A 26,026-nucleotide genomic window follows, 5' to 3' on the forward strand; every position below is an offset into this window, starting at 1 on the left:
CGCCGAGGCGTCGGCTCCCCCCTGCGCCGGAGGCGTGCCGCCGGAACGCGTCAGGTGCGTGGGGGGGGTGGGGCGCGGGTGGGTGTGCCGGCCCGTACGGCCCCGCGCCTGGCGGTACTCCCCGTACCCGGCGTCCGCCGACGCGGGTCCCCGCCTGGACCCACCGACTCCACGGCCGGTACGGCGTGGACCACCAGGAGCACACCCGCTTCGCCCGCTTCGCCCCCGGCCGACGACGAAAACATGATCGTCCACACCGGCGACCTGGACGTGCCAGCGATGACTTACGAAGGCTTGGAGCAACTCCATGACTGCGGTCTGCCGCGCGCTGCCGATCGCCACGTGCCGCCGCATGCCCCGAGCAACAGAAAACCCCAGGTTACGGGTAATGTGACCTGGGGTTTCTCTGAGCCGCCTTCGGGATTCGAACCCGAGACCTACGCATTACGAGTGCGTTGCTCTGGCCAACTGAGCTAAGGCGGCACCGCCGGGAGACAAGTGTTCCCTCGGAAGGGATCGCTCATCAGCAGCGGCGCCAAGTCTACAGGGTCCCGGCGGGTGCCCCGAACCAGGTTTCGTGCGCGCGCGGCGCAGGTCACGGACCTGGCCGGCGACCGCGGTGCCACCGGGCCGGGCGCGGGTCCCGCAGGTGCTCCGGAGTCTGCTCGGGCAGCCCGGTGTGCCCGGCGCTCGCGCCGCGGGTCAGCACTTCTTGCCGTCCGCCGGGGGCCTGCCCTCCAGGAGGTAGCGGTTGATCGCCGTGTCGATGCAGTCGCTGCCGCGGCCGTACGCCGTGTGGCCGTCGCCGTCGTAGGTGAGCAGGGTGCCCGAGTCGAGCTGGTCGGCCAGGGACTGCGCCCACTTGTACGGCGTCGCCGGGTCCCGGGTGGTGCCCACCACCACGATCGGTGCGGCTCCCTTCGCCGCGAGCGGGCCCGCCTCGCCGGTGGGCTTCACCGGCCAGTACGCGCAGTTCAGGGAGGCCCAGGCCAGCCCCGCGCCGAAGACCGGGGAGGCCTTCCGGAAGGAGGGCAGCGCCGCGTCGACCGCCGCCGGGCCGTTGAAGGCGGGCGGCTGGTCGAGGCAGTTCACGGCGGCATTCGCGAACATCAGGTTCGCGTACTTGCCGTCCGGTCCGCGCTCGTAGTAGCTGTCGGCCAGGCCCAGCAGGCCCGCTCCGTCGCCGTTCATCGCCGAGGTCAGCGCCTCGCGCAGCTGCGGCCAGGCGTTCTCGTCGTAGAGCGCCGCGATCACCCCGGTCGTCGCGAGGGACTCGCCGAGCGGGCGGCTCGGGTCGCCGCTGGGCACGGGCTGGGCGTCGAGCTTGCGGAAGAAGTCCTTCAGGCGGGCCGCCACCTGCTCCGGGCCGCCCGTGCCGAGCGGGCAGTCGGGCTGCTTGGCGCAGTCCTTGGCGAAGGAGGTGAAGGCCGTCTCGAAGCCCTCCGTCTGGTCGCGGTTGAGGTCGAGCGCGCCGCGGGTGGGGTCCATCGCGCCGTCCAGCACCAGGCGGCCGACCCGGTCCGGGAAGAGGTTGGCGTACGTCGCCCCCAGCAGGGTGCCGTAGGAGGCGCCGACGTAGTTGAGCTTCCCGTCCCCGAGCACGGCGCGCAGCAGGTCCATGTCCCGGGCGGCGTCGACGGTGGAGACGTGCGGGAGGACCCGCTTGGAGCGGGCCTGGCAGCCGGCCGCGAACTCCTTGAAGGCGGTCACCAGCCGCTCCCGTTCGGCCGCGTCGTCCGGTGTCTGGTCCACCTGGGTGTACTTGTCCATCTCCGGGCCGGTCAGGCACTCGACGGGGCTGCTGCGCTGCACACCGCGCGGGTCGAAGGAGACCATGTCGTACTGGGCGCGGACGGGGGCCGGGTAGCCGATGCCCGCGTACGCCTGGAGGTAGCCGATGCCCGAGCCGCCGGGGCCGCCCGGGTTGACCACGAGTGAGCCGAGCCGCTTCCCGGGGCCGGTCGCGGCGCGGCGCGCCACCGCGATGTCCACGTCCTGGCCGGCGCCGGGGTGGGCGTAGTCCAGCGGTGCCTTCATGGTGGCGCACTGGAACCCGGGGACACCGCACTCGCGCCAGGTCAGCTTCTGCTCGTAGTACGGGCGCATCGCGGCGGCGTCGGGCGACGGCTGCACCGACGGCGTGGCACCGGACTCCCCTCTCGCGGACGCGGCGGTCCGCAGGGTCTCCGGTCCGCCCGAGGTGCATCCGGTGAGCAGCAGCCCGGCCGCGGCGATCATGGTTCCGGTGGTACGCAGCACGCGACTGGTGTCCATCCTCGGAGCCTACGTCCTGGCGGCGGGCGCGGGCGGGCCCGCTGCTCCGGACGGAGCCGGGGCTTCCGGGGCGTCCACCTGGCGAGGCACGGACCGGGACCGCTCCGGCCCCGGCCGCCGGTTCGCCCGGACGGGTGAGCCCGCCGGCGGGGAGTGGACCCGCCCGGGGACGGGGATCAGCCCGCGCGCAGCGACATCGTCATCGCCTCCACCGCGAGGAGCGGGGCGACGTTGCGGTCGAGGGCGTCCCGGCAGGCGATGATCGCCTCGATCCGGCGCAGGGTCCGCTCCGGTCCGCAGGCCCTGGCGATGCGCTCCAGGTCCGGCCGTATGTCCTCGTTGGCGATGGCGAGGGAGGAGCCGAGCTGGAGCGCCAGCACGTCGCGGTAGAAACCGGTCAGGTCGGTGAGGGCGACGTCGAGGCTGTCGCGCTGGGTGCGGGTCCGGCGCCGCTTCTGCTTGTCCTCCAGCTCCTTCATGACGCCGGCCGTGCCGCGCGGCATCCGCCCGCCGGTCCCGGCGCCGGCGCCCAGGGCGGCCCGCAGCTCCTCGGTCTCCTTGGTGTCGACCTCCTCGGCAACCTGCTTGGCGTCCTCGGCGGCGGCGTCCACCAGCTCCTGGGCGGCCTTGAGGCAGGCCCCGACGTCGTCCACCCGGAGCGGGAGCTTCAGGACCGTGGCCCTGCGCTGCCGGGCCGCCTCGTCCGTGGCGAGCCGGCGGGCGCGGTCGACGTGCCCCTGCGTGGCCCGGGCGGCGGCCAGCGCCGCCTCCGGCTCGACGCCGTCACGCCGCACCAGTGTGTCGGCGACGGCGGCGACCGACGGGGTGCTGAGGCCGAGGTGCCGGCAGCGGGAGCGGATGGTGGGCAGCACGTCCTCCAGGGACGGCGAGCACAGCAGCCAGACCGTGCGGGGCGCGGGCTCCTCCACCGCCTTGAGGACCGCGTTGGCGGACTTCTCGTTCAGCCGCTCGGCGTCCTCGACCAAAATGACCTGCCAGCGGCCCGTGGCCGGGGACGTGTAGGACTTGCGGACGGTGTCCCGCATGTCGTCCACGAGGATCTGGCTGCCGACCGCGGCGATGCTGGAGACGTCCGCGTGCGTGCCGACCATCGTGGTGTGGCAGCCGTCGCAGAATCCGCAGCCCGGCTCACCGCCCAGGGCGCGGTCCGGGCTGGTGCACTGCAGGGCCGCGGCGAAGGCCCGGGCGGCGGTGACCCGCCCCGATCCCGGCGGTCCCGTGAAGAGCCAGGCGTGGGTCATCTTCGACGCGGCGGGCGGCGCGGTCCCGTCCGTGGCAGCCGTGACCAGCGCATCGGCGTCGCGGGCGGCGGCGGCCAGCTGCGTCCTGATCCGCTCCTGACCCACCAGGTCGTCCCACACGGGCATCCCGCCCACCACCTCTCACTCTCCGTGCACCCATTGTCGCGGGCGCCACTGACAATCCCCGCTGGCCGCCGCCGCAGCGGGGCCGGGGCAGCCGCGGCGGCCGGGGCCGGCGCCGGCTTGGCGGCCCCGCCGCCGCCGTCAGCGGCGGCGGCGTGCTCCGCGGCCGTCCTCGTCGTCGTCCTCGTCGTCGCGGTGACGGCCGAGCAGTTCGTCCGCCAGCGTCGGCAGGTCGTCGAGCGGGGTCTCCTCCGCCCAGTCCGGACGGGGGCGACGGGGCCGGCCGGCATCGTCGACGACGGGCAGCTCCCGCGTCCGGTCGTTGCTGGAATCGCGGAAGATGCCCGACGGGACCCGGTCGGCCGGGTCCTCCTCGGGTCGCTGCGCCGTCGGTCGCGTCGCGGAGTGGGCCCGGCTGCCACTGCCGGAGCCCTCACCGGACCCGGCACCGGCGCCGGAGCGCCGGCCCGACGGCCCCGAGCCCCGCGGGTCGTCCGGGCGCACCGGCGGCAGCACCGCCGTCTCCGCCGTGTCGGGCGCCGCGGCAGCCGGGTCGACCTTCGGCACCGGGACGGTCTGGGTGACGTCGTCCGGCCGGACGACGCGCTTGACCACAGGGGTCTCGATCGTCACCGCGTCGTCCGGGTGCGGTTCCTTCGTCATGTCGATCTTGGCCCCGGAAGCCGCGGGCCCGCTCTCGGTCGCCGACGCCGGCGCCGCAGCGGCCCGGGCCTGCGCCTCGGCGGCAGCAGCTGCGGCCGCCGCCTTCGCCGCGGCCTCGGCCGCCGCGGCCTCCACCAGGCGTCGCGCCTCCTCCGCCTTCAGCAGGGCCTCCTCGGCCCGCCGCTGCTTCTCCAGCCGCCGCTCCTCGGCCTCGGCGCGCAGCCGGGCCTCCTCCTCGGCCTGCTTGCGCAGCCGTTCGGCCTCCGCAGCCCGTGCCTTTGCCTCGGCCTCCGCGCGCAGCCGTTCGGCCTCGGCCCGCGCCCGGGCCTCCTCCTCGGCGCGCAGCCGCTCCTCCTCCGCCCTGCGGGCGGCCTCGGCCTCGGCCCTGATCCGCGCCTCCTCGGCCTCGCGGGCCTTGCGGGCTTCCTCCTCGGCGCGCAGCCGCGCCTCCTCGGCCTTGCGTGCCGCCTCTTCCTCGGCCTTGCGCCGCGCCTCCTCCTCGGCGAGACGCCGGGCCTCCGCCTGCGCGGCCAGCTCCGCCTCGGAGAGCGGGAGCATCCGGTCCAGGCGGTGCCGTACGACGGTGGTCACCGAGTCCGGGTCCTGCCCGGCGTCGACCACCAGGTAGCGGCCGGGGTCGGCCGCGGCGAGGGTCAGGAAGCCCGCCCGCACCCGCTGGTGGAACTCCGCCGGCTCCGACTCCAGCCGGTCCGGCGCCTCCGTGAACCGCTCCCGCGCCGCCTCCGGCGACACGTCGAGCAGCACGGTCAGGTGCGGTACGAGCCCGTCGGTGGCCCAGCGCGAGATCCGGGCGATCTCCGTCGGGGAGAGGTCGCGGCCGGCGCCCTGGTAGGCCACCGAGGAGTCGATGTAGCGGTCGGAGATGACGACGGCGCCGCGCTCCAGCGCCGGACGCACCACGGTGTCCACGTGTTCGGCGCGGTCGGCCGCGTACAGCAGGGCCTCCGCGCGGTTCGACAGCCCCGCCGAGGAGATGTCGAGCAGGATGGAGCGCAGCCGCTTGCCGACGGGGGTGGCGCCCGGCTCCCGGGTCACGACGACCTCGTGCCCCTTGCCCCGTATCCACTCGGCCAGCGCCTGGACCTGCGTGGACTTGCCGGCTCCGTCGCCGCCTTCCAGGGCGATGAAGAACCCGGTGGCGGCCGGGGCCTGGACCGGCTCCCCGCCGCGCAGCGCGTCGCGCAGGTCGCGCCGCAGCGGTACGCCGCTGCGGTCGTCGGCCTTGGTGAGCACGACCACGGCGACCGGCAGCAGCAGCGCGCCGACGAGCATCAGGGTGAAGGCGGCTCCGCCGTGCGAGAAGACGACCTCGGCGCCGGTCAGCCGGTGCGGGCCGATCACGGCGGCCAGGACCGGCGCGGCGACGGCGCCGAGGGCCACGGCCACCCGTACGACGGCCTGGAGGTGCTCGGTGACCCGGGCCCGGCGGAACTCCTCGGTCTCCTGGTCCAGCAGGGTGTGACCGGTGTTGGCCGCGACGCCCGCGGCGGTGCCGGCGAGCAGCGACAGGAACAGCACCGTCGCCGTGTCCGGGACGAGGCCGCTCAGCAGCAGCGCGAGGCCGGTCACCGCTATGGCGAGGGCCAGCAGCCGGCGCCGGGACAGCCCGGGCAGCACCTTCCCGGCCTGGGTGGCACGGATGCCGGCGGCGGTACCGCCGACCAGGGCGAGGACGAACAGCGCGAAGGCGGCCGGTCCCCCGCCCAGGTCGAAGGCGTGCAGGACGGCCACGGCGACGGCGCAGGACACCGCTCCGGCGACGGCGGCGCAGCTCAGGACGAGCAGGGGGACGGCGCCGGTGCGGCCCTTGTCCGGCCGGTCGCCCGCCTTGGGGGCGCGCAGGCCTTCCAGCGGGGAGCGCGGCCGCGGGGTCGCCCCGGTCGGCAGCACCAGGGGGAGCAGCAGGGACACGGACGCGGCGAAGAGGCCGGCGGCCACGTACGAGCCGAGGGCGGCCTGGTTGGCGGCGAACCAGTCGATGCCGAGGCCGAGGGCCTTGCCGACGAGGGTCGCGGCGAGCAGCGCGGCCGCCGCGACGGGCAACACCGCGAAGGACGTCCGCAGGGTCAGGCGCCGCAGGGCGTCCATGTGGTCGGGGAGCGGCCGTACGGTCGCCCCCTCCGGCGGCGGCGCGGGCAGCAGGGCGGGGGCCGCGCTCTCCTTGGCCAGCGTCCACAGCCGTTCGGCCGCGCCGGACACGAAGACGGTGGCGAGCAGGGCGGTGAGCGCGTGGGCCGGGATCCAGTCGAGCCACAGCGGGGCGACGACGAACAACGCGAGGCGGACGGCGTCGGCCCCGATCATCGTCCAGCGGCGGTCCAGCTTGCCGCCGGCGCCGACGAGCCCGGCCAGGGGGCCGAGCAGGACCGCGCCGAAGAGCAGGGTGGCGACGATCCGGACGCCGAAGACGGCGGCGACCGCGAGGGCCGCACCGCGGTATCCGCCGCCGAAGGCCCCTTCGGTGGCGGCCGCCTGAAGGGCCAGCAGAACCAGCACCAGCAGGGCGAGGGCATCACCGATGCCGCTCACCAGCTGGGCGCTCCACAGGCGGCGCAGCCGGGGGGTGCGCAGCAGTGCGCGCACCGCACGCTCACGGGAATCCGCGGCTAGGGCTTCGTCGTAGGTGGGGTTCGCCGGGGCGGTCACGACCGCCGGCTGCTCGGCTCGCGTCATCCGCCCAGCCTATCCGCTGCGCTTGGCCGCTGCGGAGGCCTGTGGACAAGCCCGGGTGTGACCCCGGACCCACCTTCGCGCACCGCGCCCCGAACCCCGGCGGACCCCGGCCCCTGCGGGCGTGGCGAACCGGGCCGGGCACGCGAGAGCCCCGCGCCGGGGCACGGGGCTCTCGTGGTGAGCGGTCGTGACTACTCGTCCGCAGCCGGGGCCGCGGCCGTCTTCTTCGCCACCGTCTTCTTCGCGACCGTCTTCTTCGCGGCGGTGGTCTTGGCGGCCGTGGTCTTCTTGGCCGCCGTCTTCTTGGCGGCCGCGGTCTTCGCGGCCGCGGTCTTCGTCGCCGTCGCCTTCTTCGCCGGGGCCTTCTTGGCAGCCTTCTTCGCCGTCTTCTTGGCCGGGCCCTTCGCCCGCTTCTCGGCGAGCAGCTCGTAGCCGCGCTCCGGCGTGATCGTCTCGACGTCGTCGTCCCGCCGCAGCGTCGCGTTCGTCTCGCCGTCCGTCACGTACGGCCCGAAGCGGCCGTCCTTGACCACCACCGGCTTCTCGCTGACCGGGTCCGTGCCCAGCTCCTTCAGCGGGGGCTTGGCCGCGGCCCGGCCGCGCTGCTTGGGCTGCGCGTAGATGGCGAGAGCCTCGTCCAACGTGATCGTGAAGAGCTGGTCCTCGGCCTCCAGCGACCGCGAGTCCGTGCCCTTCTTCAGGTACGGGCCGTAGCGGCCGTTCTGGGCCGTGATCTCCACGCCCTCGGCGTCCACGCCGACGACCCGCGGCAGCGACATCAGCTTCAGCGCGTCGTCGAGCGTGACGCTGTCCAGGCTCATCGTCTTGAAGAGCGAGGCAGTGCGCGGCTTCACCGCGTTCTTGCCGGTCTTCGGCGTGCCCTCGGGCAGGATCTCCGTCACGTACGGCCCGTAGCGGCCGTCCTTGGCGACGATCTCGTTCCCGCTCACGGGGTCCTTGCCGAGCTGGAACTCGCCGCTCGGCTTCGCGAACAGCTCCTCCGCGTACTCGACCGTCAGCTCGTCCGGAGCCATGTCGTCGGGGATGTCGGCCCGCTGGTGGCCCTCTGCGTCCTTCTCACCGCGCTCCACGTACGGCCCGTAGCGCCCGACGCGCAGGACGATGCCCTCGCCGACCGGGAAGGAGGAGATCTCCCGGGCGTCGATCGCGCCCAGGTCCGTGACCAGCTCCTTCAGGCCGCCGAGGTGGTCGCCATCGGCGGGTACGACCTCGGTGGCCTCCTCGGAGCCGAAGTAGAAGCGCTTCAGCCACGGCACGGACTGGGCCTCGCCGCGCGCGATGCGGTCGAGGTCGTCCTCCATCTTCGCGGTGAAGTCGTAGTCGACGAGCCGGCCGAAGTGCTTCTCCAGCAGGTTGACCACGGCGAACGACAGGAAGGACGGCACCAGGGCCGTGCCCTTCTTGAAGACGTAGCCGCGGTCGAGGATCGTGCCGATGATCGACGCGTACGTCGACGGCCGGCCGATCTCGCGCTCTTCGAGCTCCTTGACCAGCGAGGCCTCGGTGTAGCGGGCCGGCGGCTTGGTCGCATGGCCGTCCGCCGTGATCTCCTCGGCGGCGAGCGCGTCGCCCTCCGCGACCTGCGGCAGCCGCCGCTCACGGTCGTCGAGCTCGGCGTTGGGGTCGTCGGCGCCCTCGACGTACGCCTTCATGAAGCCGTGGAAGGTGATCGTCTTGCCGGACGCGCTGAACTCGGCGTCACGGCCGTCCGAGGCGCGGCCGCCGATCTTGACGGTGACGCTGTTGCCGACCGCGTCCTTCATCTGGGAGGCGACCGTGCGCTTCCAGATCAGCTCGTACAGGCGGAACTGGTCGCCGGTCAGGCCCGTCTCGGCGGGGGTGCGGAAACGATCACCCGACGGACGGATCGCCTCGTGCGCCTCCTGGGCGTTCTTGACCTTGCCCGCGTAGACGCGCGGCTTCTCCGGCAGGTAGTCGGCCCCGTAGAGCTGCGTGACCTGCGCCCGGGCGGCCGCCACCGCGGTGTCGGACAGCGTGGTGGAGTCGGTACGCATGTACGTGATGAAGCCGTTCTCGTACAGCTTCTGCGCCACCTGCATGGTCGCCTTCGCGCCGAAGCCCAGCTTGCGCGAGGCCTCCTGCTGGAGCGTCGTCGTACGGAAGGGGGCGTACGGCGACCGGCGGTAGGGCTTGGACTCGACGGACCGGACGGCGAACGAGGCGCCTTCCAGCGAGGCGGCCAGCGCCCGGGCGTTCGCCTCGTCGAGGTGCAGGACCTCGCTCTTGAGCTGCCCGTTCGCACCGAAGTCACGGCCCTGCGCGATGCGCTTGCCGTCCACCGTGTTCAGACGGGCGACCAGCGACGACGGGTCGGACGGGTCACCGGCGCGACCGGTGGAGAAGGTTCCGGTCAGGTCCCAGTACTCGGCGGAGCGGAAGGCGATGCGCTCGCGCTCCCGCTCGACGACGAGGCGGGTGGCCACGGACTGGACGCGGCCGGCCGACAGGCGCGGCATGACCTTCTTCCACAGGACCGGCGAGACCTCGTAGCCGTAGAGGCGGTCGAGGATGCGGCGGGTCTCCTGGGCGTCGACCATGCGCTGGTTCAGCTCGCGCGGATTGGCGACGGCGTCGCGGATCGCGTCCTTGGTGATCTCGTGGAAGACCATCCGGTGGACGGGGACCTTGGGCTTGAGGACTTCCTGCAGGTGCCACGCGATGGCTTCGCCCTCGCGGTCCTCATCGGTGGCGAGGAAGAGTTCGTCGGACTCGGCCAGCAGCTCCTTGAGCTTCCTGACCTGGGCCTTCTTGTCGGCGTTGACGACGTAGATCGGCTGGAAGTCGTGTTCGACGTCCACGCCGAGGCGGCGGACCTCACCGGTGTACTTGTCGGGAACCTCGGCCGCGCCGTTCGGGAGGTCGCGGATGTGCCCGACGCTCGCCTCGACGACGTATCCCGGGCCGAGGTAGCCCTTGATCGTCTTCGCCTTGGCAGGGGACTCGACGATGACGAGTCGGCGGCCGCCTTTTGCGGTCTCGCTAGTCGGGGACAACTTGGCTCTTCTCTCCGGTCGGCACTCGGTCGCAGTACGGCGACGCTGCGGAGTGTGACGGTACAACCCGCCCCCGTGTCAAACGGCACAAGCCCGCAACGGCCACTCGAACGGTAACCCGACAAGTGCCGTTTCTGCCGCCCGGATGTCGCGCCCACCCCTTCGCGATCACCGCGCCGAGTGGCCGGGGGGCCGTCTGGCGGCGCCTCTGCGCGCCGCCCGCCACCCGGTCCGCACCCCGCCCGGCGGCCCGGCGCGCCGGGCCGCCGGGGCAAGGGGAACGAGGGCTTCGACCCCGACGGGGCGCGCACCTCGAACCACCGGCGCACACCGATCGGCGCACGCTCCCGTCCAGGCCTGCGACGCGGCCCCGAACAGCGGGAACGCGGCTCGGCGAAGATCACCGAGCTGCCTTCCCCGCCGTCCCCCCGAACCCCCGGGCCACTGTCGAGAACCCCCCGGCCGCCATACTGGCGACCCCAGGGGTACGCCGGGCGAACCCAGGGTTACATCCCGGTGCCGGCTACCGCCCCGGGCGGGTCACGGGCTCCAGGAAGCCCTGCTCGACCAGCAGCCGGATGGCCTCCGGGGTCCGGTCGCGCAGCACCACCGGGTCCTCCTGCATCAGCTGGGCGATGGCGTCCAGGATCCGCCCGGCACTCAGTGAGCCGTCACACACTCCCGCGAAGCCCGCGCCGACCGTGTCGACCTTGGTGGCGCGCCGCATGCCGCGGTTCTGCCGGAGCACGACGTGCTCCGGGTCCTCGGCACCGGGCGGCCCGACCTGCTCCTGGACCACTTCCTCCACCAGCGTGAAGTGCGCCTCCAGCAGGGCGGCGTCGTCGTGGGCGCGCAGGTAGTCCTGGCGGGCGAAGTGGGCGGTGACGGCCTCGCCGAGCGGCTGCTCCACCGTGTGGGGCCACTCCTCGACCACGATCGAGGGCTCGGCCGCGTCCGTCCGGCGCAAGGTGATCCATCCAAAGCCGACCGACTTCGTCTTCCGGGCCTCGAACTCGTCCAGCCACTCCTCGTACCGCCGCGCGTACTCGGCCGGGTCGCTCTGGTGGTCGCCCGCGTCGCGCAGCCACAGCTCGGCGTACTGCGTCACGTCCTGCACGTCGCGCTGCACGATCCAGGCGTCGCAGCCGCGCGGCACCCAGGAGCGGAGCCGGTCGTGCCAGTCCTCGCCCTCCACGTGCTGCCAGTTCCCGAGGAACTGCGCGTACCCGCCGGGGTTGAGCCGTGCCCCCGCCTGCTGGACCAGGGTCCGGCACAGGTCGTCGCCGCCCATCCCGCCGTCGCGGTACGTCAGCCGGGCGCCGGGGGAGATCACGAACGGCGGGTTCGAGACGATCAGGTCGTACGTGTCCTCGCCGACCGGCTCGAAGAGCGAGCCCGTCAGCAGCTCGGCCTCCGGCGCCCCGGAGAGGGCCAGCGTCAAACGGGTGAATCCGAGAGCCCTCGGGTTGACGTCGGTGGCGGTGACCCTCGTCGCGTGCCGGGTGGCGTGCAGTGCCTGGATGCCGGATCCGGTGCCGATGTCGAGGGCGGAGCCGACCGGGGTGCGCACGGTGATCCCGGCCAGGGTGGTGGAGGCGCCGCCGACACCGAGGACGACGCCCTCCTCCCGGCTGCCGATCCCGCCGGCGCCGCCCACCGCACAGCCGAGGTCGGAGACGATGAACCAGTCCTCGCCGTCCGGGCCGCCGTACGGGCGCACGTCGACGGTGGCGTCGACGGTGTCCTCGCCGCCGGCGGCGCCTGCGCGTCGCAGCCAGCCGTCGGCCAGCGCGGCCTCGACCGGCAGCGCCGCCGCGGCGTGCGCGTACGGCACGGTCTGCTGGAGCAGGAACAGCCGGACCAGGGTCGCGAGCGGGCCGTGGCCGCCGCCCCGGGTGGCGCGCAGGGCCGGGACCGTCTCGCTGCGGGCCAGCGCCGCGTAGGCGGGGGCGCCGAGCAGGTCGAGCAGCCCGTCGGCGGTGAAGCCGGCGGCCAGCATGGCGCTGCGGAGCTCGGCGGCGTGGTCGGGGGTGGGGAGGCTGGTGGTACTCACGCTCCCATTGTGTCCGCTGGGGCCCGTCCTACGGCTCACCCCGGGCCCGGTGGTACGAAAGGGCGGCCCGGCTCCCTCGTCGGAGCCGGGCCGCCCGGGACTTCGTACGGCTACTTGGGCGATGCCGATGTCGTGGCGACCTGGCAGCCCTTCTGGCTGTTGATGGCCTTGTCCAGACCGCCCTCGTTCAGCGTGGCCAGGGCGTCCTGGCCGCCCTTCGTCGCCGCTTCCAGACCACCCGCGACCTCCTTGAGGCCGTCGGCGAACTTCGTCTGGTCCGCGGGGTCCAGGGCGTCCATCTTGGCCTTCAGGTCCGCGTATCCCTTGGAGGTCGACTCGAAGCCCTTGACGGCCTCCGCCTGGGTGGTGGCGCCGTCCTTGACCGGCGGGACGCCCGCCTGCTGCAGGGCGTTGCCCATCGTCTTGTACGACTCCGACATGGTCGCGAAGGCCGCCGCGTCCGTCTGCTTGACCTCGTCGGGCTTGGTGCTCTCGGTTGCCACGCGCTTGATGTCGGCGTTGGCGGTCTCGATCTTCTTGAGTTCGGGCTGCCACTGGTCGCAGACCTTCTTGGCCCAGGCGTTGGCCTTCTCTTCGCCGTCGTCCCCGCCGCAGCCGGACAGGACGAGCATCAGCACCGCACCGCCCGACAACGCGGCCGCAAGCTTCTTGTTCACCGGATTGGTCCCTTCGAAGGCTCTCGGCCCGGAAGATACACGCCTGCCCTCGGGGGACGCACAAAGGCGGACAGACGGCGCGTCAGTCCGCACCGCCTGTCCGCCGTTCGGGCGCACGGCCGGCCCTGCCCGGCCCGGCCCGTCCCTCGTCCGGTCCCCTGGGTCAGGAGACCGTCGCCGGGTCGGCCGACTGGGCCACCCGCTCGGCCGTCCCGTCGCCCTCGTCGCCCACGGCGATGCCGCGGCGCTTGGAGACGTACACCGCGCCGATGATCACGCCGATCGCAAGGACCGCGACGATCGCCCGCACGGTCGGGCTGGCGTCCTCGCCGTAGCTGAACTGCACGACGGCGGGCGCGATCAGCAGTGCCACCAGGTTCATGACCTTGAGCAGCGGGTTGATCGCGGGACCGGCGGTGTCCTTGAAGGGATCGCCGACCGTGTCGCCGATGACGACCGCCGCGTGGGCCTCGCTGCCCTTGCCGCCGTGGTGGCCGTCCTCGACCAGCTTCTTCGCGTTGTCCCAGGCACCGCCGGAGTTGGCGAGGAAGACCGCCATCAGCGTGCCGGTGCCGATGGCGCCGGCGAGGAAGGAGCCCAGTGCGCCCACACCCAGGCAGAAGCCCACCGCGATCGGTGTCAGGACGGCGAGCAGGCCGGGCGTGGCGAGCTCGCGCAGCGCGTCCTTGGTGCAGATGTCGACGACGCGCCCGTACTCGGGCTTCTCGCTGTAGTCCATGATCCCGGGGTGCTCGCGGAACTGGCGGCGCACCTCGTAGACCACCGAGCCCGCCGAGCGGGAGACGGCGTTGATGGCGAGCCCGGAGAACAGGAAGACCACGGCCGCGCCCAGGATCAGCCCGACGAGGTTGTTGGGCTGAGCGATGTCCAGGCTGAGGTTCAGCTCGCCGGCCTTCGCCCCGACCTCCTTGACCGCGGCGGCGATCGCGTCGTTGTACGAGCCGAAGAGCGCGGCGGCGGCCAGCACGGCCGTGGCGATGGCGATGCCCTTGGTGATGGCCTTGGTGGTGTTGCCCACGGCGTCCAGGTCGGTCAGGACCTGCGCGCCAGCACCCTCGACGTCACCGGACATCTCGGCGATGCCCTGGGCGTTGTCGGAGACGGGCCCGAAGGTGTCCATGGCGACGATGACGCCGACGGTGGTGAGCAGGCCGGTGCCGGCCAGGGCCACCGCGAAGAGCGCCAGCAGGATCGACGTACCGCCGAGCAGGAACGCCCCGTACACGCCGAGGCCGATGAGGAGCGCCGTGTAGACGGCCGACTCCAGGCCGACGGAGATGCCGGCGAGGACCACGGTGGCGGCTCCCGTCAGCGAGGACTTGCCGATGTCCCGTACGGGACGGCGGTTGGTCTCCGTGAAGTAGCCCGTCAGCTGCTGGATCAGGGCTGCCAGCACGATGCCGATGGCGACGGCGACGACGGCCAGGATGCGCGGGTCGCCGGAGTGGTTGGTGATCGCCGCGTTCTCGACGCCGACGAGGTCCCGGTAGCTGGCCGGCAGATAGGCGTAGACGGCGATCGCGACCAGCACCAGCGAGATCACGGCCGAGATGAAGAAGCCGCGGTTGATGGCGGTCATGCCGCTGCGGTCGCTGCGGCGCGGGGATACCGCGAAGATCCCGATCATCGCGGTGATGACGCCGATGGCGGGGACGATCAGCGGGAAGGCGAGGCCCAGGTCGCCGAAGGCGGCCTTGCCGAGGATCAGCGCCGCCACGAGGGTGACGGCGTAGGACTCGAAGAGGTCGGCCGCCATTCCGGCGCAGTCTCCGACGTTGTCGCCCACGTTGTCGGCGATGGTCGCGGCATTGCGCGGGTCGTCCTCCGGAATGCCCTGCTCGACCTTGCCGACCAGGTCGGCGCCGACGTCGGCGGCCTTGGTGAAGATGCCGCCGCCCACGCGCATGAACATCGCGATGAGGGCGGCGCCGAGGCCGAAGCCCTCCAGGACCTTGGGGGCGTCCGCGGCGTAGACCAGGACGACGCAGGAGGCGCCGAGCAGGCCGAGGCCGACGGTGAACATGCCGACGACGCCGCCCGTACGGAAGGCGATCTTCATCGCCTGGTGGGAGACGGCGGTCAGGTCCTTGGCGGGCTCCCCCTCGGCCGGGGTGGCCTGGCGGGCCGCGGCGGCGACGCGGACGTTGGCGCGGACCGCGAGGCGCATGCCGATGTAGCCGGTGGCCGCCGAGAAGATGGCGCCTACCAGGAAGAAGGCGGAGCGTCCCGCCCGCTGGTTCCAGTCGTCGGCGGGAAGCAGGAAGAGCAGGAAGAACACCACGACGGCGAAGACGCCGAGGGTGCGCAGCTGCCGGCCGAGGTAGGCGTTGGCGCCTTCCTGGACCGCCGCGGCGATTTTCTTCATGCTGTCGGTTCCCTCGTCGGCCGCGAGGACCTGGCGGACCAGGAACTGCGCGACGACGAGAGCGGCGAGTGCCACGGCCGCAATGACCATCACGATGAGCCGATTGTCATCGGTGAGTACTGCGGATGCCAGATCGGTGGTGCCATCCGGCGCGAGAGGGGTGAAGAGCCCCGTCATTCGTCCTCCTTGACGTGATGAGCTCAAGATGTGGACGGATTGTAGGGAGCGCACCCGGATCAAAACAGTGCGCCGGAAACGTAATTGGCGTGCTCCTGCTCCTCAGCAATGGATCGCGTCACTCCATTACCCTCGAAAGCGGTAACGGGGCAAAGGCATTGACGCATGCTCATTGATCTAGAGGAATGAAAAAGGCCCTGCTCAGCAGGGCCTTGATAAAGATCGGAAGATAGGAGGGAATGGTCGCGCCGAAGATCTCAAGGAAGATCGGAGGACACGGAGACGGGCCAGCTCATCCGGATCGTCCCGCCCGATTCCCCACTGGTCACCTCGACGTCGTCGACGAGCCCGCTGATCACGGCGAGGCCCATCTCGTCCTCGGTGTCCCCGTCGGAGTCCTGGACGGCGGCGAGGCCGGACACGGTGTCGGCCGGGCCTCCGCCCGGACCGGGGACCTCGTCACCGACCTCGATGGAGAACGCCTTGTCCTCCTCGGTCAGCACCACCCGCACGGGCGCGGTCAGCCCGTGGACCCGGTGGAGCCCCACGGCACGCGAACAGGCTTCGCCCACGGCGAGGCGGACCTCGTCGAGGACGGCTTCCTCCACCCCGGCCCTGCGCGCCACGGCGGCCGCGACCAGGCGGGCCGTCCGGACGTGTTCGGGCTGGGCGCTGAAGCGCAGTTCAACGGTGGCCATGCGCGTCCCCCTCGGACTACGGGCGTGCCTTGACAGGGGCCCGGACCATCCATGGCCCGGCACCCCCGCTCTCCTTGCCGGCCCCCGGCCGCCCGAAGGCTGCCGGAGGCCGCCTGGAGCCGTCAGTCAGTGGCGTTGACGGCGTCGTCCACCGTGGTGTGGATCGGAAACACCTTGGTCAGACCGGTGATACGGAAGATCTTCAGGATGCGCTCCTGGTTGCACACCAGGCGGAGCGAACCCTCGTGCGCGCGGACGCGCTTGAGGCCGCCCACGAGCACACCGAGTCCGGTGGAGTCGAGGAAGTCCACTCGCTCCATGTCGACGACCAGGTGGTAGCTGCCGTCGTTCACCAACTCGACCAACTGCTCGCGCAGCTTGGGCGCGGTATACACATCAATCTCGCCACCGACCTCCACGACCGTACGGTCGCCGACAGTGCGAGTCGACAGGGACAGGTCCACGGATCCTCCAGCACCTTGCTATCGAGCGGCGCCCCCCAGGGGCCTCCCCACCCGAAGGTAGGTGAGGGATTGGCTGCCGCAATGGCATTCAATCACTTACCGGCAGGCGCGCACGACGCCTTCCGACCATTGTCCCGCACGCCGGTGACACACTCGGTTCCGATGGCCAACACTCACGGTCCCGGTCGGCCCACGGCAGACGCGGACTCCCGACCCACCCCCGGCACGGTCCTGGACCGCCTGTCACGGGGGCCTTTCCGCTCTGCACGCATCACTCATACGGAGCACTTGCCCCCTCGGGAGGGCCGTCATGCAGTCTGGCCCGACCGCATCCGATCGGACGTCGTGGCCGCCATCCAGTCCGCCGGGATCGGCCATCCGTGGGAACACCAGGCCGCGGCCGCCGAACACGCCCTGGACGGCGAATCCGTGGTCGTGGCCACGGGAACCGCCTCGGGCAAGTCCCTGGCCTACCTCGCACCGGTGCTGTCGGCCCTGGTGGACGGCGCCCAGGCCCCCAACGGCAGAGGGGCGACCACCCTCTACCTGGCCCCCACCAAGGCGCTGGCGGCCGACCAGTGCCGCGCCGTCCGGGACCTGGCCGCCCCCCTGGGCAACGCCGTCCGGCCCGCGGTCTACGACGGGGACACGCCTTACGAGGAACGCGAATGGGTGCGCCAGTACGCCAACCACGTCCTCACCAACCCCGACATGCTGCACCGCGGGATCCTGCCCGCCCACCCCCGCTGGTCCTCCTTCCTGCGCGCCCTGCGCTACGTGGTGATCGACGAGTGCCACACCTACCGCGGGGTCTTCGGCTCCCACGTGGCGCAGGTGCTGCGCCGGCTGCGGCGGCTGTGCGCCCGCTACGGCTCGCAGCCGGTGTTCCTCCTGGCCTCCGCGACGGCCAGCGACCCGGCCGCCGCCGCGTCCCGGCTGACCGGTGTACCGGTGACCGAGATCACCGACGACGCCTCACCGCGCGGCGAGGTGGTCTTCGCCCTCTGGGAGCCGCCGCTCCTCACCGAGCTGCGGGGCGAGAAGGGCGCTCCCGTACGCCGTACGGCCACCGCGGAGACCGCCGATCTGCTGACCGACCTGGTGGTCCAGGGCGTCCGCACGGTCGCCTTCGTGCGCTCCCGGCGCGGCGCCGAGCTGATCTCCGTGATCACGCAGGAACGCCTCGCGGAGGTGGACCGGTCCCTGCCCCGGCGGGTCGCGGCCTACCGGGGCGGCTACCTGCCCGAGGAGCGGCGGGCCCTGGAGCGGGCCCTGCACTCCGGCGAGCTGCTCGGACTGGCCGCCACGACCGCACTGGAGCTGGGCGTGGACGTCTCCGGCCTGGACGCCGTACTCATCACCGGATACCCGGGCACGCGGGCCTCCCTGTGGCAGCAGGCGGGCCGAGCGGGGCGCTCGGGGCAGGGGGCCCTGGCCGTGCTGGTCGCCCGCGACGACCCCCTCGACACCTACCTCGTCCACCACCCGGAGGCGCTGTTCCGCCAACCGGTGGAGGCCACCGTCCTGGACCCCGACAACCCCTACGTCCTCGCCCCCCACCTGTGCGCCGCGGCCGAGGAGCTCCCGCTGACGGAGGCGGACCTGGACCTCTTCGGACCGTCCACCGAGGAGCTCGTCCCGCAGCTCGAAGCGGCGAAGCTGCTGCGCCGCCGGGCGGCCGGATGGCACTGGACCCGCCGGGAGCGGGCCTCGGACCTCACCGACATCCGGGGCGGCGGCGGCCGCCCGGTGCAGATCGTCGAGGCCTCCACCGGCCGGCTGCTGGGCACCGTCGACGAGGCGGCGGCCCACACCGCCGTCCACGAGGGCGCCGTCCACCTCCACCAGGGCCGCACGTACCTCGTGCAGCACCTGGACCTGGAGGGCTCCGCGGCCCTCGTCGAGGCGGCGGACCCGCCCTTCTCGACCACGGCCCGCGACACCACCTCCATCTCCATCCTGGAGACCGAGACCGAGATCCCCTGGGGCTCGGCCCGGCTCTGCTTCGGCTCCGTCGAGGTGACCAACCAGGTCGTCTCCTACCTGCGCCGCAAGCTGATCACCGGCGAGGTCCTCGGCGAGGCCAAGCTGGACCTGCCGCCCCGCACCCTGCGCACCAGGGCCGTCTGGTGGACGGTGACCGAGGACCAGCTCGACGAGGCCCGCATCAACCCGGAGATCCTCGGCGGCGCCCTGCACGCCGCGGAGCACGCCTCGATCGGCATGCTGCCGCTGTTCGCCACCTGCGACCGCTGGGACATCGGCGGCGTCTCCGTGCCGCTGCATCCCGACACCCTCCTCCCCACGGTCTTCGTCTACGACGGCCACCCCGGCGGTGCCGGCTTCGCGGAGCGGGCCTTCCACACGGCCCGCGCCTGGCTGACGGCCACCCGCGACGCCATCGCCGCCTGCGAGTGCGAAGCCGGCTGCCCCTCCTGCATCCAGTCCCCCAAGTGCGGCAACGGCAACGACCCCCTCCACAAGCGCGGCGCCCTCCGCCTCCTCACCCGCCTCCTCTCCGAATCCCCCTGACCAGCAGCCGACCGGGCCGACCCGGCCCCACCGACCGTTCAACGAGCCCCGTCCCGCAACCAGACCCCCGACCCTGCGCCGGGCGGGGCCGACGGGCCCCGGGGCGCCCGCTGGGCGCGCGGTGCCGGACGGCCATGGCGCGGGGCCGACGAGCCCGCACCGGGACTGCGCCGCGTGCGGTGCCGGGCCCTCGCAAGGCGGGGTCTTCGGGCTCGGGCTCGGACGGCGGCGCCGGCGCAGTGGCCTCGGACGGCGGGGCCTGCGGGGTGGCCTCGGGCGGGGCCCCTTCCGGGTCGGGGACCGCGGGCTCGGGGGGCGGGCCGGCTCTGGCACGTGCCCGGGGGGTGAAGGGGCCCGCCGCGGCGCGGGCCTCCACCTCGGCGACCTCACCGCCGAGACGGCACCCGGCGAGTTCCGCACCCTGCGCCCGGGCCACCCGCAGTGCCGTGGCGCAGGCGGCGTCCGGGCCGTGCGCCCAGGTGGCCGCCGCCGCGAGCGCCGCCAGGTCCGCGGCCGTCGCCGCCCGGTGGCGGGCCACCACGGCCTGGCCGAGCAGCAGCACCCCGGCGAACACCGCCCCCAGCACCGTCGCGACCAGAGCCGCCCAGACCGTCGCCGAACCCCGGTCCCTGCTCACGGCGGCCCCACACTGTCCTCGGCCAGCGCCACGGCCTGCGCGCCGAGCCTCAGCGGTACCCCGGCCGGCCCCGGGGCGGGCGCCGCCACCCGCACCCGCCAGAGGTCGCCCACCCTTTCCAGCTCCACCCGGGCCCCCGCCGGGGCGGCCTCGCGGGCCGCTGCCACCGCCACCTCCGCCGGCTCGGACCGGGCGGCCGCCCGCGCACCGGCCCGGGCCGCGTCCACGCAGCGGATCTGTCCGGCCGCCGCCATCAGGGCCCACACCAGCATGGCCGCGAAGAGCACCAGCGCCGGAATCACCAGGGCGGCCTCCGCCGTCACATATCCGCGGTCCCCCTTTCTCCCGCCCCCTGCCGCCTTCTCCTCAGAACGGCACATCGAGCGCCTTCCCGATGGTCGACTGGAGGGCCGTCGCGACGACTTCACTCGTCACCACCTTGTAGAGAACGGCCGCGAATGCGCAGGCCGCGATCGTGCCCATGGCGTATTCCGAAGTGGACATCCCCGCATCGCCCCCGCGAGCGCCGAGCGCCGTCCGCACACGAAACCAGATGATCCTCATGGCAACCTCCTGTGAATTTCCGTTGTTGATGTGTGGTCAATGCGACGTCAGTGACGCGAGAGAAGTCCCGAGGCCATACCGATCACCACCGGAGCGACCCCGATCGAGAGAAATGCGGGGAGGAAACACAGCCCCACCGGGGCGGTGACGAGCACCGCCGCCCGCTGTGCCCTGGCTCCGGCCCGCCGCGCCCGGTCCTCCCGGAGCCCCGAGGCGAGCCGGGACATGGGCTCCGCCGCGGGCGCTCCGCTCCGCGCGGCACGATCCAGGCATTCGGCGAGCGCCCGGGCCCCCGGTATCTCCGCCAACCTCCCCCACCCGGCGCCTGGTTCACCGCCGAGCCGCAGCTCCGCCCCGGTGCGTGCGAGTCGCTCGCCCACCGGGCCGCCCAGCGATTCGCCCACCACCTCCGCCGCCTCCACCGGCCCGGCCCCGGCCGCCAGGCACGCAGCCAGCAGATCGGCGGCGAACGGCAACTGGCGTTCCGCCTCCCGCGGATCGACCCCGGCCGACGGCGGCCGCGGCCTCGACCTCCAGCGCCGCACCCCCACCGCCGCCAGGCACCCGACAGCCGCACCGGCCACCCCGCCGACGAGCACCAAGCCGGCCAGCACCGCCCCGGCGGGCACGGCCCACGCCGCCGCCGCGCTCCGCACCCCGGAGCCGAGCACCGGCCCGCGCGGCCGCGGCCGCATCCCCAGCAGCGCAGCGGTCCTGCGCCGGACAGCGCGCGCCCTGACCCGCGCCACCACCACTGACACCAGCCACAGGGCCGCCGCCACACCCAGGACGATCCCCAGCCTGTGGACGAAGAAGCCGCCCATCACCGCTCCCCCGCCCGCACGATCCGCCGGCACCACAGCAGCCCCAGCGCCTCCAGCACCACACCCGCCAGCAGACAGCCCCAACCCATCGGGGTGTGCAGCAGGACCCGGAGCGGATCCGCGCCCAGGCCGGTGCCGATCAACAGACCCACCAGCGGCAGCAGAGCAAGGACCAGCACCGTCGACCGCGCCCCCGCCAACTGGGCGCGCAATGACTCCTCCCGGTCCCGCTCGGCCCTCAGCGCACCCTCCAGCCGGTCCAGTCCGGCAGCCAGCCCCGCCCCGCCGTCCACCGACACGCGCCAGCAGGCGGCCATCCCGGCCAGGCCCTCCGCACCGGGCTCCCTGGCGGCCTGGCGCAGCGCCCCGGGCACGTCCCCGCCGAACGCCGCCGCTGCCAGCACCCCGGCCTCCGCCGCACCCGGCCCGCCCGGCCCCGCCGCCGTACGCCGCATCGCCGCCATCAGCGCCTGCCCCGGCTGGGCCCCCGCCCGCAGCTCGCCCACCGCCGCCCCGCACAGGGCCACCACCTCGGCAGCACGGGCGGACCGGGCCCTCTCGCGCGCCCGCATCTGCAGCCACCGCCGCACCAGGGGCACCGCGGCCCCACCGGCCAGCAGGGGAAGCACCGACCCGCCCAGGACCGCGACCAGCAGCCCGGCCGCGAGGCAGCCCCACTCCCTCCACCGCACGACCCGTACCCGGACGGCGCCGAGCAGCGCCTCCCCGCGCGGTGGCCCGCCCACGAGGGGTCCGCCCCCGGTGAGCAGGGCCCGGGCCCGCCGGGCCGCCCGGTCGCCCCCGGCGAGCCCCCACACAGCCGCGCCCGCGCACAGCACCCCGGCGAACAGCGGCAGGGAGAACCCCGCCGCGGCGCTCACCGGGCACCCCGCAGCAGCGGACGCAGCCGCTCCCAGCCCTGCTCCCGCAGGAAACCCCCGGCGGACCATCGCAGGGCGGGGACGGTCACCACCAGTCCGGCGGCGTCCCGCTCCAGCACGTGCACCTCGGCCACCCGGCGCCGCCCCTCCCGGTCCCGGACCAGATGCAGCACCAGCGTCAGCGCGGCCGCCAACTGGCTGTGCAGGGCGCCCCGGTCGAGTCCGGCAGCAGTGCCCAGCGCCTCCAGCCGCGCCGGGACATGGGAGGCGGCATTGGCGTGGACCGTGCCGCAGCCGCCTTCGTGGCCGGTGTTCAGGGCGGCGAGCAGGTCCGCCACTTCGGCGCCCCGTACCTCGCCGACCACCAGCCGGTCGGGCCGCATCCGCAGCGCCTGCCGGACCAGGTCGGCCAGCGTGACCAGGCCCGCCCCCTCCTGGTTGGCCGGCCGGGTCTCCAGCCGCACCACGTGCGGGTGGTCGGGCCGCAGCTCGGCCGAGTCCTCGGCGAGCACGATCCGCTCGCCCGGCCCCACCAGCCCCAGCAGGGCGCTGAGCAGGGTGGTCTTCCCCGTGCCCGTCCCACCGGAGACGAGGAACGACAGCCGGGCCTCCACCATGTCGCGGAGCATCCGCTGGCCGCCGGGCGGCAGCGTGCCCGCCGCGACGAGTTCCTCCAGGGTGAAGGCCCTCGGCCGTACGACCCGGAGTGAGAGACAGGCCGAGCCGACCGACACGGGCGGCAGCACGGCGTGGAGCCGGGTGCCGTCGGGCATGCGGGCGTCCACCCAGGGCCGTGCGTCGTCGAGACGCCGGCCGGCCACGGCGGCCAGCCGCTGGGCGAGCCGGCGCACGGCGCCCGCGTCGGCGAACGTCACCCCGGTCAGCTCCAGCCCTCTGCCGCGGTCCACCCACACCCGGTCGGGGGCCGCCACCAGTACGTCGGTCACCTCGGGATCGGCCAGCAGCGGCTCCAGCGGCCCCGCGCCGACCAGTTCGGAGCGCAATTCCGCCGCCGCGCCCAGCACTTCCTCGTCGCCGAGCAGCCTGCCCTGGGCGCGCAGGGCGGCCGCCACCCTCGCCGGGGTCGGCTCGGCCCCGCTCTCGGCGAGCCGCCTACGCACCGCGTCCAGCAGTACCGCGCTCATGCCGGTACCCCCTGGGCGGCGCCGAGGACTCGCTGCCAGAAGCCGTCGCAGAAGCGGGCCAGGGCGCCGCGCGCCTGCGAGCCCGGCGGCTCCCCCTCGGCGACCCGGCCCGGGAGTCCCACCTCGACGGGCACCTCCCCGGCAAGCGGCGCCCCCAGCAGCCCTGCCACGTCCTCGGCGTCGAGACCGCCCGGGCAGCGCCCCCGTACGACGACGCGGACGTCCCGGGCCACCATCCGGACCCCGGCGGCCACCCGGCCCGCGGCGGCCACCGACCGCAGCTCGCCCGGTACGACCATGAGCACCAGGTCGAGCTGGGCCAGTACCTCGGCCGCGGCTTCGTCCACCCGGCGCGGAAGGTCGACCACGACGACGCCGCCCCGGCGGCGCGCCGCCGCCAGCACCGTACGGACGGCGGCGGGCGGCACGACCACGCGGTCGCCCCGGTCCCAGCTGAGCAACCGGAGGTCGTGCAGCTCGGGCAGGGATTCCTCCAGCGCCCCGGCGCCCACCCGTCCCCGGGAGGCCGCGAAGTCCGGCCAGCGCAGTCCCTCGGCCCCTTCGCCCCCGAGCAGTACGTCCATGCCGCCGCCGAGCGGGTCGCCGTCGATCAGCATGGTCCGCTCGCCGGCTCGGGCGGCCCGGACGGCCAGGGCACAGGCCAGCGTCGACGCGCCGGCGCCGCCGCTGCCGCCGATCACGCCGACAGCGAGCGCGGGCCGCCCGGCCCCCTCGACGACGTCGGCAATCCGATCGACGAGCCGGCTCTCGGCGTCGGGGAGGCGCAGCACCTCCTCTGCGCCGATCTCCAGCGCACGCTGCCAGACGAGGGGGTCGTCGAGGTCCCGCCCGACGAGGTAGACCCCGGGCCGGCGCGGCGCGCCCCGCACGCGCCGCGCGGCGTCGTCCCCGACCAATACCAGCGGGGCCGACTCCCAACCGACTCCCTCCCGATTGCAGCCATATGGCGATGTGGGTGCCTCGCCCCCGCTTCCGCCGGGCCCGGCCTCCGCTTCCACGGCCTCGCCGCCGTGCCCCACCGCCCCGTGCAGCACGTGGGGCTCGGCCCCCGCCGCGGCGCACAGCCGCAACAGGTCGTCGAGCAGCAGCGGGTCCTCGGTGATGATCAGCGGCCGACCCCCGGCGGAGCCGGTCCCGGGCGCCACCCCGGCGGCACTGTCCGTCCCCGCCGCCCTTCCGGTCATCACGGACTTCGGCGTTTCGCACGACTTCGATCGAGCCACGATCTCCGCCCCCTTCTCACTGCAAATCCAGCACCGCGGACTTCGCGGCCGGAATCAGCGTGCAGCGATCCGGAAAAAGAAGTGGATCTTGCCCGATAACTGTGGACAACCCATCGATTGTGAATAACCCGGTCACCCTCACAGGTGAGTTCCGGAACGCGGCGGAACAACTACGCAGCGTCACGCGTCCGAGGGGGTGTGGGCCTGCGGCGGACGGGCCGGGCCGTAGAGGGAGGTCGAGCAGATGGCTGGTCGGGACCTGAGCCGGGGACGCGAACCGCGTCCGGACATGCGACGACCCCCGCCGGGGGGGAGAGCGGGGGTCGTCCCCACGGTCCGACTCGGGGGGGGAGGAGCCAGACCGGGTTAGCACGGTCGCGAACGATCCGTGACTTCCATGGTGTACCCGAGAGCCCTCTCAGGCAAACCCACGCGCCACACCTTACGCCGAATGGTGGGCGCATATGCTCGGGGCGTGGAAAATCAGCCCTTGCCGCACTCCTCGCCTCGCACCGCAGCCTTCTTCGACCTGGACAAGACGGTCATTGCGAAGTCGAGCACCTTGACGTTCAGCAAGTCCTTCTACCAAGGCGGCCTGATCAACCGGCGAGCCGTGTTGCGCACCGCCTACATCCAGTTCATCTTCCTGGCCGGCGGCGCCGACCACGACCAGATGGAGCGGATGCGGGAGTACCTGTCCGCCCTCTGCAAGGGGTGGAACGTGCAGCAGGTACGGGAGATCGTCGCGGAGACCCTGCACGACCTCATCGACCCGATCATCTACGACGAGGCCGCGTCGCTGATCGAGGCCCACCACACGGCGGGACGGGACGTGGTGATCGTGTCGACCTCCGGGGCGGAGGTGGTCGAGCCGATCGGTGAGATGCTCGGCGCCGACCGGGTCGTCGCCACCCGCATGGTCGTCGGCGAGGACGGCTGCTTCACGGGCGAGATCGACTACTACGCCTACGGACCCACCAAGGCGGAGGCCGTACGGGAGCTCGCCGAGTCCGAGGGCTACGACCTCACCCGGTGCTACGCCTACAGCGACTCGGCGACCGACATCCCGATGCTGGAGGCGGTCGGGCACCCGCACGCCGTGAACCCCGACCGCGCACTGCGCCGCGAGGCGACGGCGCGGGAGTGGCCGGTCCTGGTCTTCAATCGCCCCGTACGGCTGAAGCAGCGGCTGCCCGGACTGTCCATGCCCGCCCGCCCGGCACTGATCGCCGCGGCGGCGGTGGGCGCTGCTGCCGCCACCGCCGGGCTGGTCTGGTACGCGAGCAGGCGCAGGGCCCTCGCACTGTCGGCAGCCACCGCTTGACGGCCCCTGCCTACCCGGCACCATGACGTCCGATTCGCCCTTATTCGTCCTGGAAAGTAAAAAATGCAGCCAGGGGTTTCGCAGAGCAGCGAAGCGGAGTACAAATAAAGCAACGGCCCGCGAGACCAAAGAACATCCGAGAGGATCATCTTTAAAACGCAGTATGGCCCACGGACCGAAGCATGAACGCCGAGGACCCACGCGACGTCGACCCGTCGATTACGGGCCAGCCGCACCAGGTGACGGGCAAAGTACCCGACCTGATGGGCAACTTTCGAGGACGCTTGGTACCTGGACGTGAGTGCCAGCGGCGACACCACAGCAGTACGGTGTCGCCGCAACCCATGTCCGGACCCTTTGCCGGTCAGG

18 protein-coding genes and 1 tRNA gene are annotated in these 26,026 nt (G+C 73.5%); 2 read left to right on the forward strand and 17 right to left on the reverse strand.

The window, feature by feature from the left end; genetic code table 11:
* Positions 1–409 precede the first annotated feature (409 nt).
* The 10 genes from IF89_RS0109405 to bldG form a co-directional block, all read right to left on the reverse strand.
* Positions 410–483, reverse strand: a tRNA-Thr gene (locus tag IF89_RS0109405).
* A gap of 219 nt (positions 484–702) precedes the next feature.
* Positions 703–2,274, reverse strand: coding sequence for an alpha/beta hydrolase (locus tag IF89_RS0109410; protein WP_030764016.1), 1,572 nt, complete (start codon positions 2,272–2,274; stop codon positions 703–705).
* Between the two features lie 176 nt (positions 2,275–2,450).
* A complete protein-coding gene (locus tag IF89_RS0109415) occupies positions 2,451–3,662 on the reverse strand; it encodes a DNA polymerase III subunit delta' (protein WP_030764019.1) in 1,212 nt (403 codons plus the stop codon).
* A 138-nt stretch (positions 3,663–3,800) separates the two neighbouring features.
* Entirely contained in the window at positions 3,801–7,016 is a 3,216-nt protein-coding gene (tmk, locus tag IF89_RS0109420; protein ID WP_030764022.1) for a dTMP kinase, read from the reverse strand.
* Positions 7,017–7,207: 191 nt separating this feature from the next.
* The gene (topA, locus tag IF89_RS0109425) at positions 7,208–10,051 is read right to left on the reverse strand and encodes a type I DNA topoisomerase (protein WP_030764024.1); all 2,844 of its coding nucleotides are present in this window, start codon (positions 10,049–10,051) and stop codon (positions 7,208–7,210) included.
* Between the two features lie 523 nt (positions 10,052–10,574).
* Positions 10,575–12,104: a DUF7059 domain-containing protein gene (locus tag IF89_RS0109430; RefSeq protein WP_030764027.1), complete on the reverse strand. Its 1,530-nt coding sequence runs from the start codon at positions 12,102–12,104 to the stop codon at positions 10,575–10,577.
* Positions 12,105–12,214: 110 nt separating this feature from the next.
* A complete protein-coding gene (locus tag IF89_RS0109435) occupies positions 12,215–12,781 on the reverse strand; it encodes a hypothetical protein (RefSeq protein WP_030764029.1) in 567 nt (188 codons plus the stop codon).
* Positions 12,782–12,944: 163 nt separating this feature from the next.
* On the reverse strand, positions 12,945–15,344 hold the full coding sequence (locus tag IF89_RS0109440) for a sodium-translocating pyrophosphatase (RefSeq protein ID WP_030764032.1): 2,400 nt from the start codon (positions 15,342–15,344) through the stop codon (positions 12,945–12,947).
* 257 nt (positions 15,345–15,601) lie between these two features.
* On the reverse strand, positions 15,602–16,042 hold the full coding sequence (locus IF89_RS0109445) for an ATP-binding protein (RefSeq protein ID WP_030764034.1): 441 nt from the start codon (positions 16,040–16,042) through the stop codon (positions 15,602–15,604).
* Between the two features lie 122 nt (positions 16,043–16,164).
* Positions 16,165–16,506: an anti-sigma factor antagonist BldG gene (bldG, locus tag IF89_RS0109450; protein ID WP_030028781.1), complete on the reverse strand. Its 342-nt coding sequence runs from the start codon at positions 16,504–16,506 to the stop codon at positions 16,165–16,167.
* 81 nt (positions 16,507–16,587) lie between these two features.
* Here bldG and IF89_RS0109455 point away from each other — a divergent pair, with 81 nt between their 5' ends.
* The gene (locus IF89_RS0109455; RefSeq protein ID WP_078628185.1) at positions 16,588–19,038 is read left to right on the forward strand and encodes a DEAD/DEAH box helicase; all 2,451 of its coding nucleotides are present in this window, start codon (positions 16,588–16,590) and stop codon (positions 19,036–19,038) included.
* On the opposite strand, the gene IF89_RS49320 is transcribed toward IF89_RS0109455, so the two are convergent.
* From IF89_RS49320 to ssd, 7 genes are read right to left on the reverse strand one after another with little or no spacing between them, the layout of a single operon-like run.
* Positions 19,010–19,675 (reverse strand): Rv3654c family TadE-like protein, encoded by a 666-nt coding sequence (locus tag IF89_RS49320; RefSeq protein WP_063831269.1) that lies wholly within the window; start codon positions 19,673–19,675, stop codon positions 19,010–19,012. The genes IF89_RS0109455 and IF89_RS49320 overlap by 29 nt on opposite strands.
* The gene (locus tag IF89_RS0109465) at positions 19,672–20,055 is read right to left on the reverse strand and encodes a TadE family type IV pilus minor pilin (protein ID WP_078628186.1); all 384 of its coding nucleotides are present in this window, start codon (positions 20,053–20,055) and stop codon (positions 19,672–19,674) included. Before IF89_RS0109465 ends, IF89_RS49320 begins: the two co-directional genes overlap by 4 nt.
* Positions 20,042–20,239, reverse strand: coding sequence for a DUF4244 domain-containing protein (locus IF89_RS0109470; protein ID WP_030764040.1), 198 nt, complete (start codon positions 20,237–20,239; stop codon positions 20,042–20,044). Before IF89_RS0109470 ends, IF89_RS0109465 begins: the two co-directional genes overlap by 14 nt.
* 47 nt (positions 20,240–20,286) lie before the next feature.
* Positions 20,287–21,063, reverse strand: a complete 777-nt coding sequence (locus IF89_RS0109475) for a type II secretion system F family protein (protein ID WP_030764043.1) — start codon at positions 21,061–21,063, stop codon at positions 20,287–20,289.
* Positions 21,063–21,944: a type II secretion system F family protein gene (locus IF89_RS0109480; protein ID WP_234327709.1), complete on the reverse strand. Its 882-nt coding sequence runs from the start codon at positions 21,942–21,944 to the stop codon at positions 21,063–21,065. Before IF89_RS0109480 ends, IF89_RS0109475 begins: the two co-directional genes overlap by 1 nt.
* Positions 21,941–23,089, reverse strand: coding sequence for a TadA family conjugal transfer-associated ATPase (locus IF89_RS0109485; protein WP_030764048.1), 1,149 nt, complete (start codon positions 23,087–23,089; stop codon positions 21,941–21,943). Before IF89_RS0109485 ends, IF89_RS0109480 begins: the two co-directional genes overlap by 4 nt.
* Positions 23,086–24,294 (reverse strand): septum site-determining protein Ssd, encoded by a 1,209-nt coding sequence (gene ssd, locus IF89_RS0109490; protein ID WP_078628187.1) that lies wholly within the window; start codon positions 24,292–24,294, stop codon positions 23,086–23,088. The genes IF89_RS0109485 and ssd overlap by 4 nt, the downstream gene beginning before the upstream one ends.
* Positions 24,295–24,784: 490 nt before the next feature.
* Here ssd and IF89_RS0109495 point away from each other — a divergent pair, with 490 nt between their 5' ends.
* Positions 24,785–25,657 (forward strand): HAD family hydrolase, encoded by an 873-nt coding sequence (locus IF89_RS0109495; RefSeq protein WP_051806916.1) that lies wholly within the window; start codon positions 24,785–24,787, stop codon positions 25,655–25,657.
* The last annotated feature ends 369 nt before the right edge of the window (positions 25,658–26,026 follow it).

Origin of the sequence: Streptomyces sp. NRRL F-2664, assembly GCF_000719345.1 — a bacterium.
In the GTDB taxonomy this organism is placed as follows: domain Bacteria; phylum Actinomycetota; class Actinomycetes; order Streptomycetales; family Streptomycetaceae; genus Streptomyces.

What these genes read in the sequence shown, in the direction of transcription:
- IF89_RS0109495 (WP_051806916.1), top strand. Translation starts at nt 24,785, where the DNA reads ATGGTGGGCGCATATGCTCGGGGCGTGGAAAATCAGCCCTTGCCGCAC.
- IF89_RS0109415 (WP_030764019.1), bottom strand. Translation starts at nt 3,662, where the DNA reads ATGCCCGTGTGGGACGACCTGGTGGGTCAGGAGCGGATCAGGACGCAG.
- IF89_RS0109440 (WP_030764032.1), bottom strand. Translation starts at nt 15,344, where the DNA reads ATGACGGGGCTCTTCACCCCTCTCGCGCCGGATGGCACCACCGATCTG.
- tmk (WP_030764022.1), bottom strand. Translation starts at nt 7,016, where the DNA reads ATGACGCGAGCCGAGCAGCCGGCGGTCGTGACCGCCCCGGCGAACCCC.
- ssd (WP_078628187.1), bottom strand. Translation starts at nt 24,294, where the DNA reads ATGACCGGAAGGGCGGCGGGGACGGACAGTGCCGCCGGGGTGGCGCCC.
- IF89_RS0109475 (WP_030764043.1), bottom strand. Translation starts at nt 21,063, where the DNA reads ATGGGCGGCTTCTTCGTCCACAGGCTGGGGATCGTCCTGGGTGTGGCG.
- IF89_RS0109445 (WP_030764034.1), bottom strand. Translation starts at nt 16,042, where the DNA reads ATGGCCACCGTTGAACTGCGCTTCAGCGCCCAGCCCGAACACGTCCGG.
- IF89_RS0109455 (WP_078628185.1), top strand. Translation starts at nt 16,588, where the DNA reads ATGGCATTCAATCACTTACCGGCAGGCGCGCACGACGCCTTCCGACCA.
- IF89_RS0109465 (WP_078628186.1), bottom strand. Translation starts at nt 20,055, where the DNA reads ATGTGCCGTTCTGAGGAGAAGGCGGCAGGGGGCGGGAGAAAGGGGGAC.
- IF89_RS0109485 (WP_030764048.1), bottom strand. Translation starts at nt 23,089, where the DNA reads ATGAGCGCGGTACTGCTGGACGCGGTGCGTAGGCGGCTCGCCGAGAGC.
- IF89_RS0109410 (WP_030764016.1), bottom strand. Translation starts at nt 2,274, where the DNA reads ATGGACACCAGTCGCGTGCTGCGTACCACCGGAACCATGATCGCCGCG.
- IF89_RS0109470 (WP_030764040.1), bottom strand. Translation starts at nt 20,239, where the DNA reads ATGAGGATCATCTGGTTTCGTGTGCGGACGGCGCTCGGCGCTCGCGGG.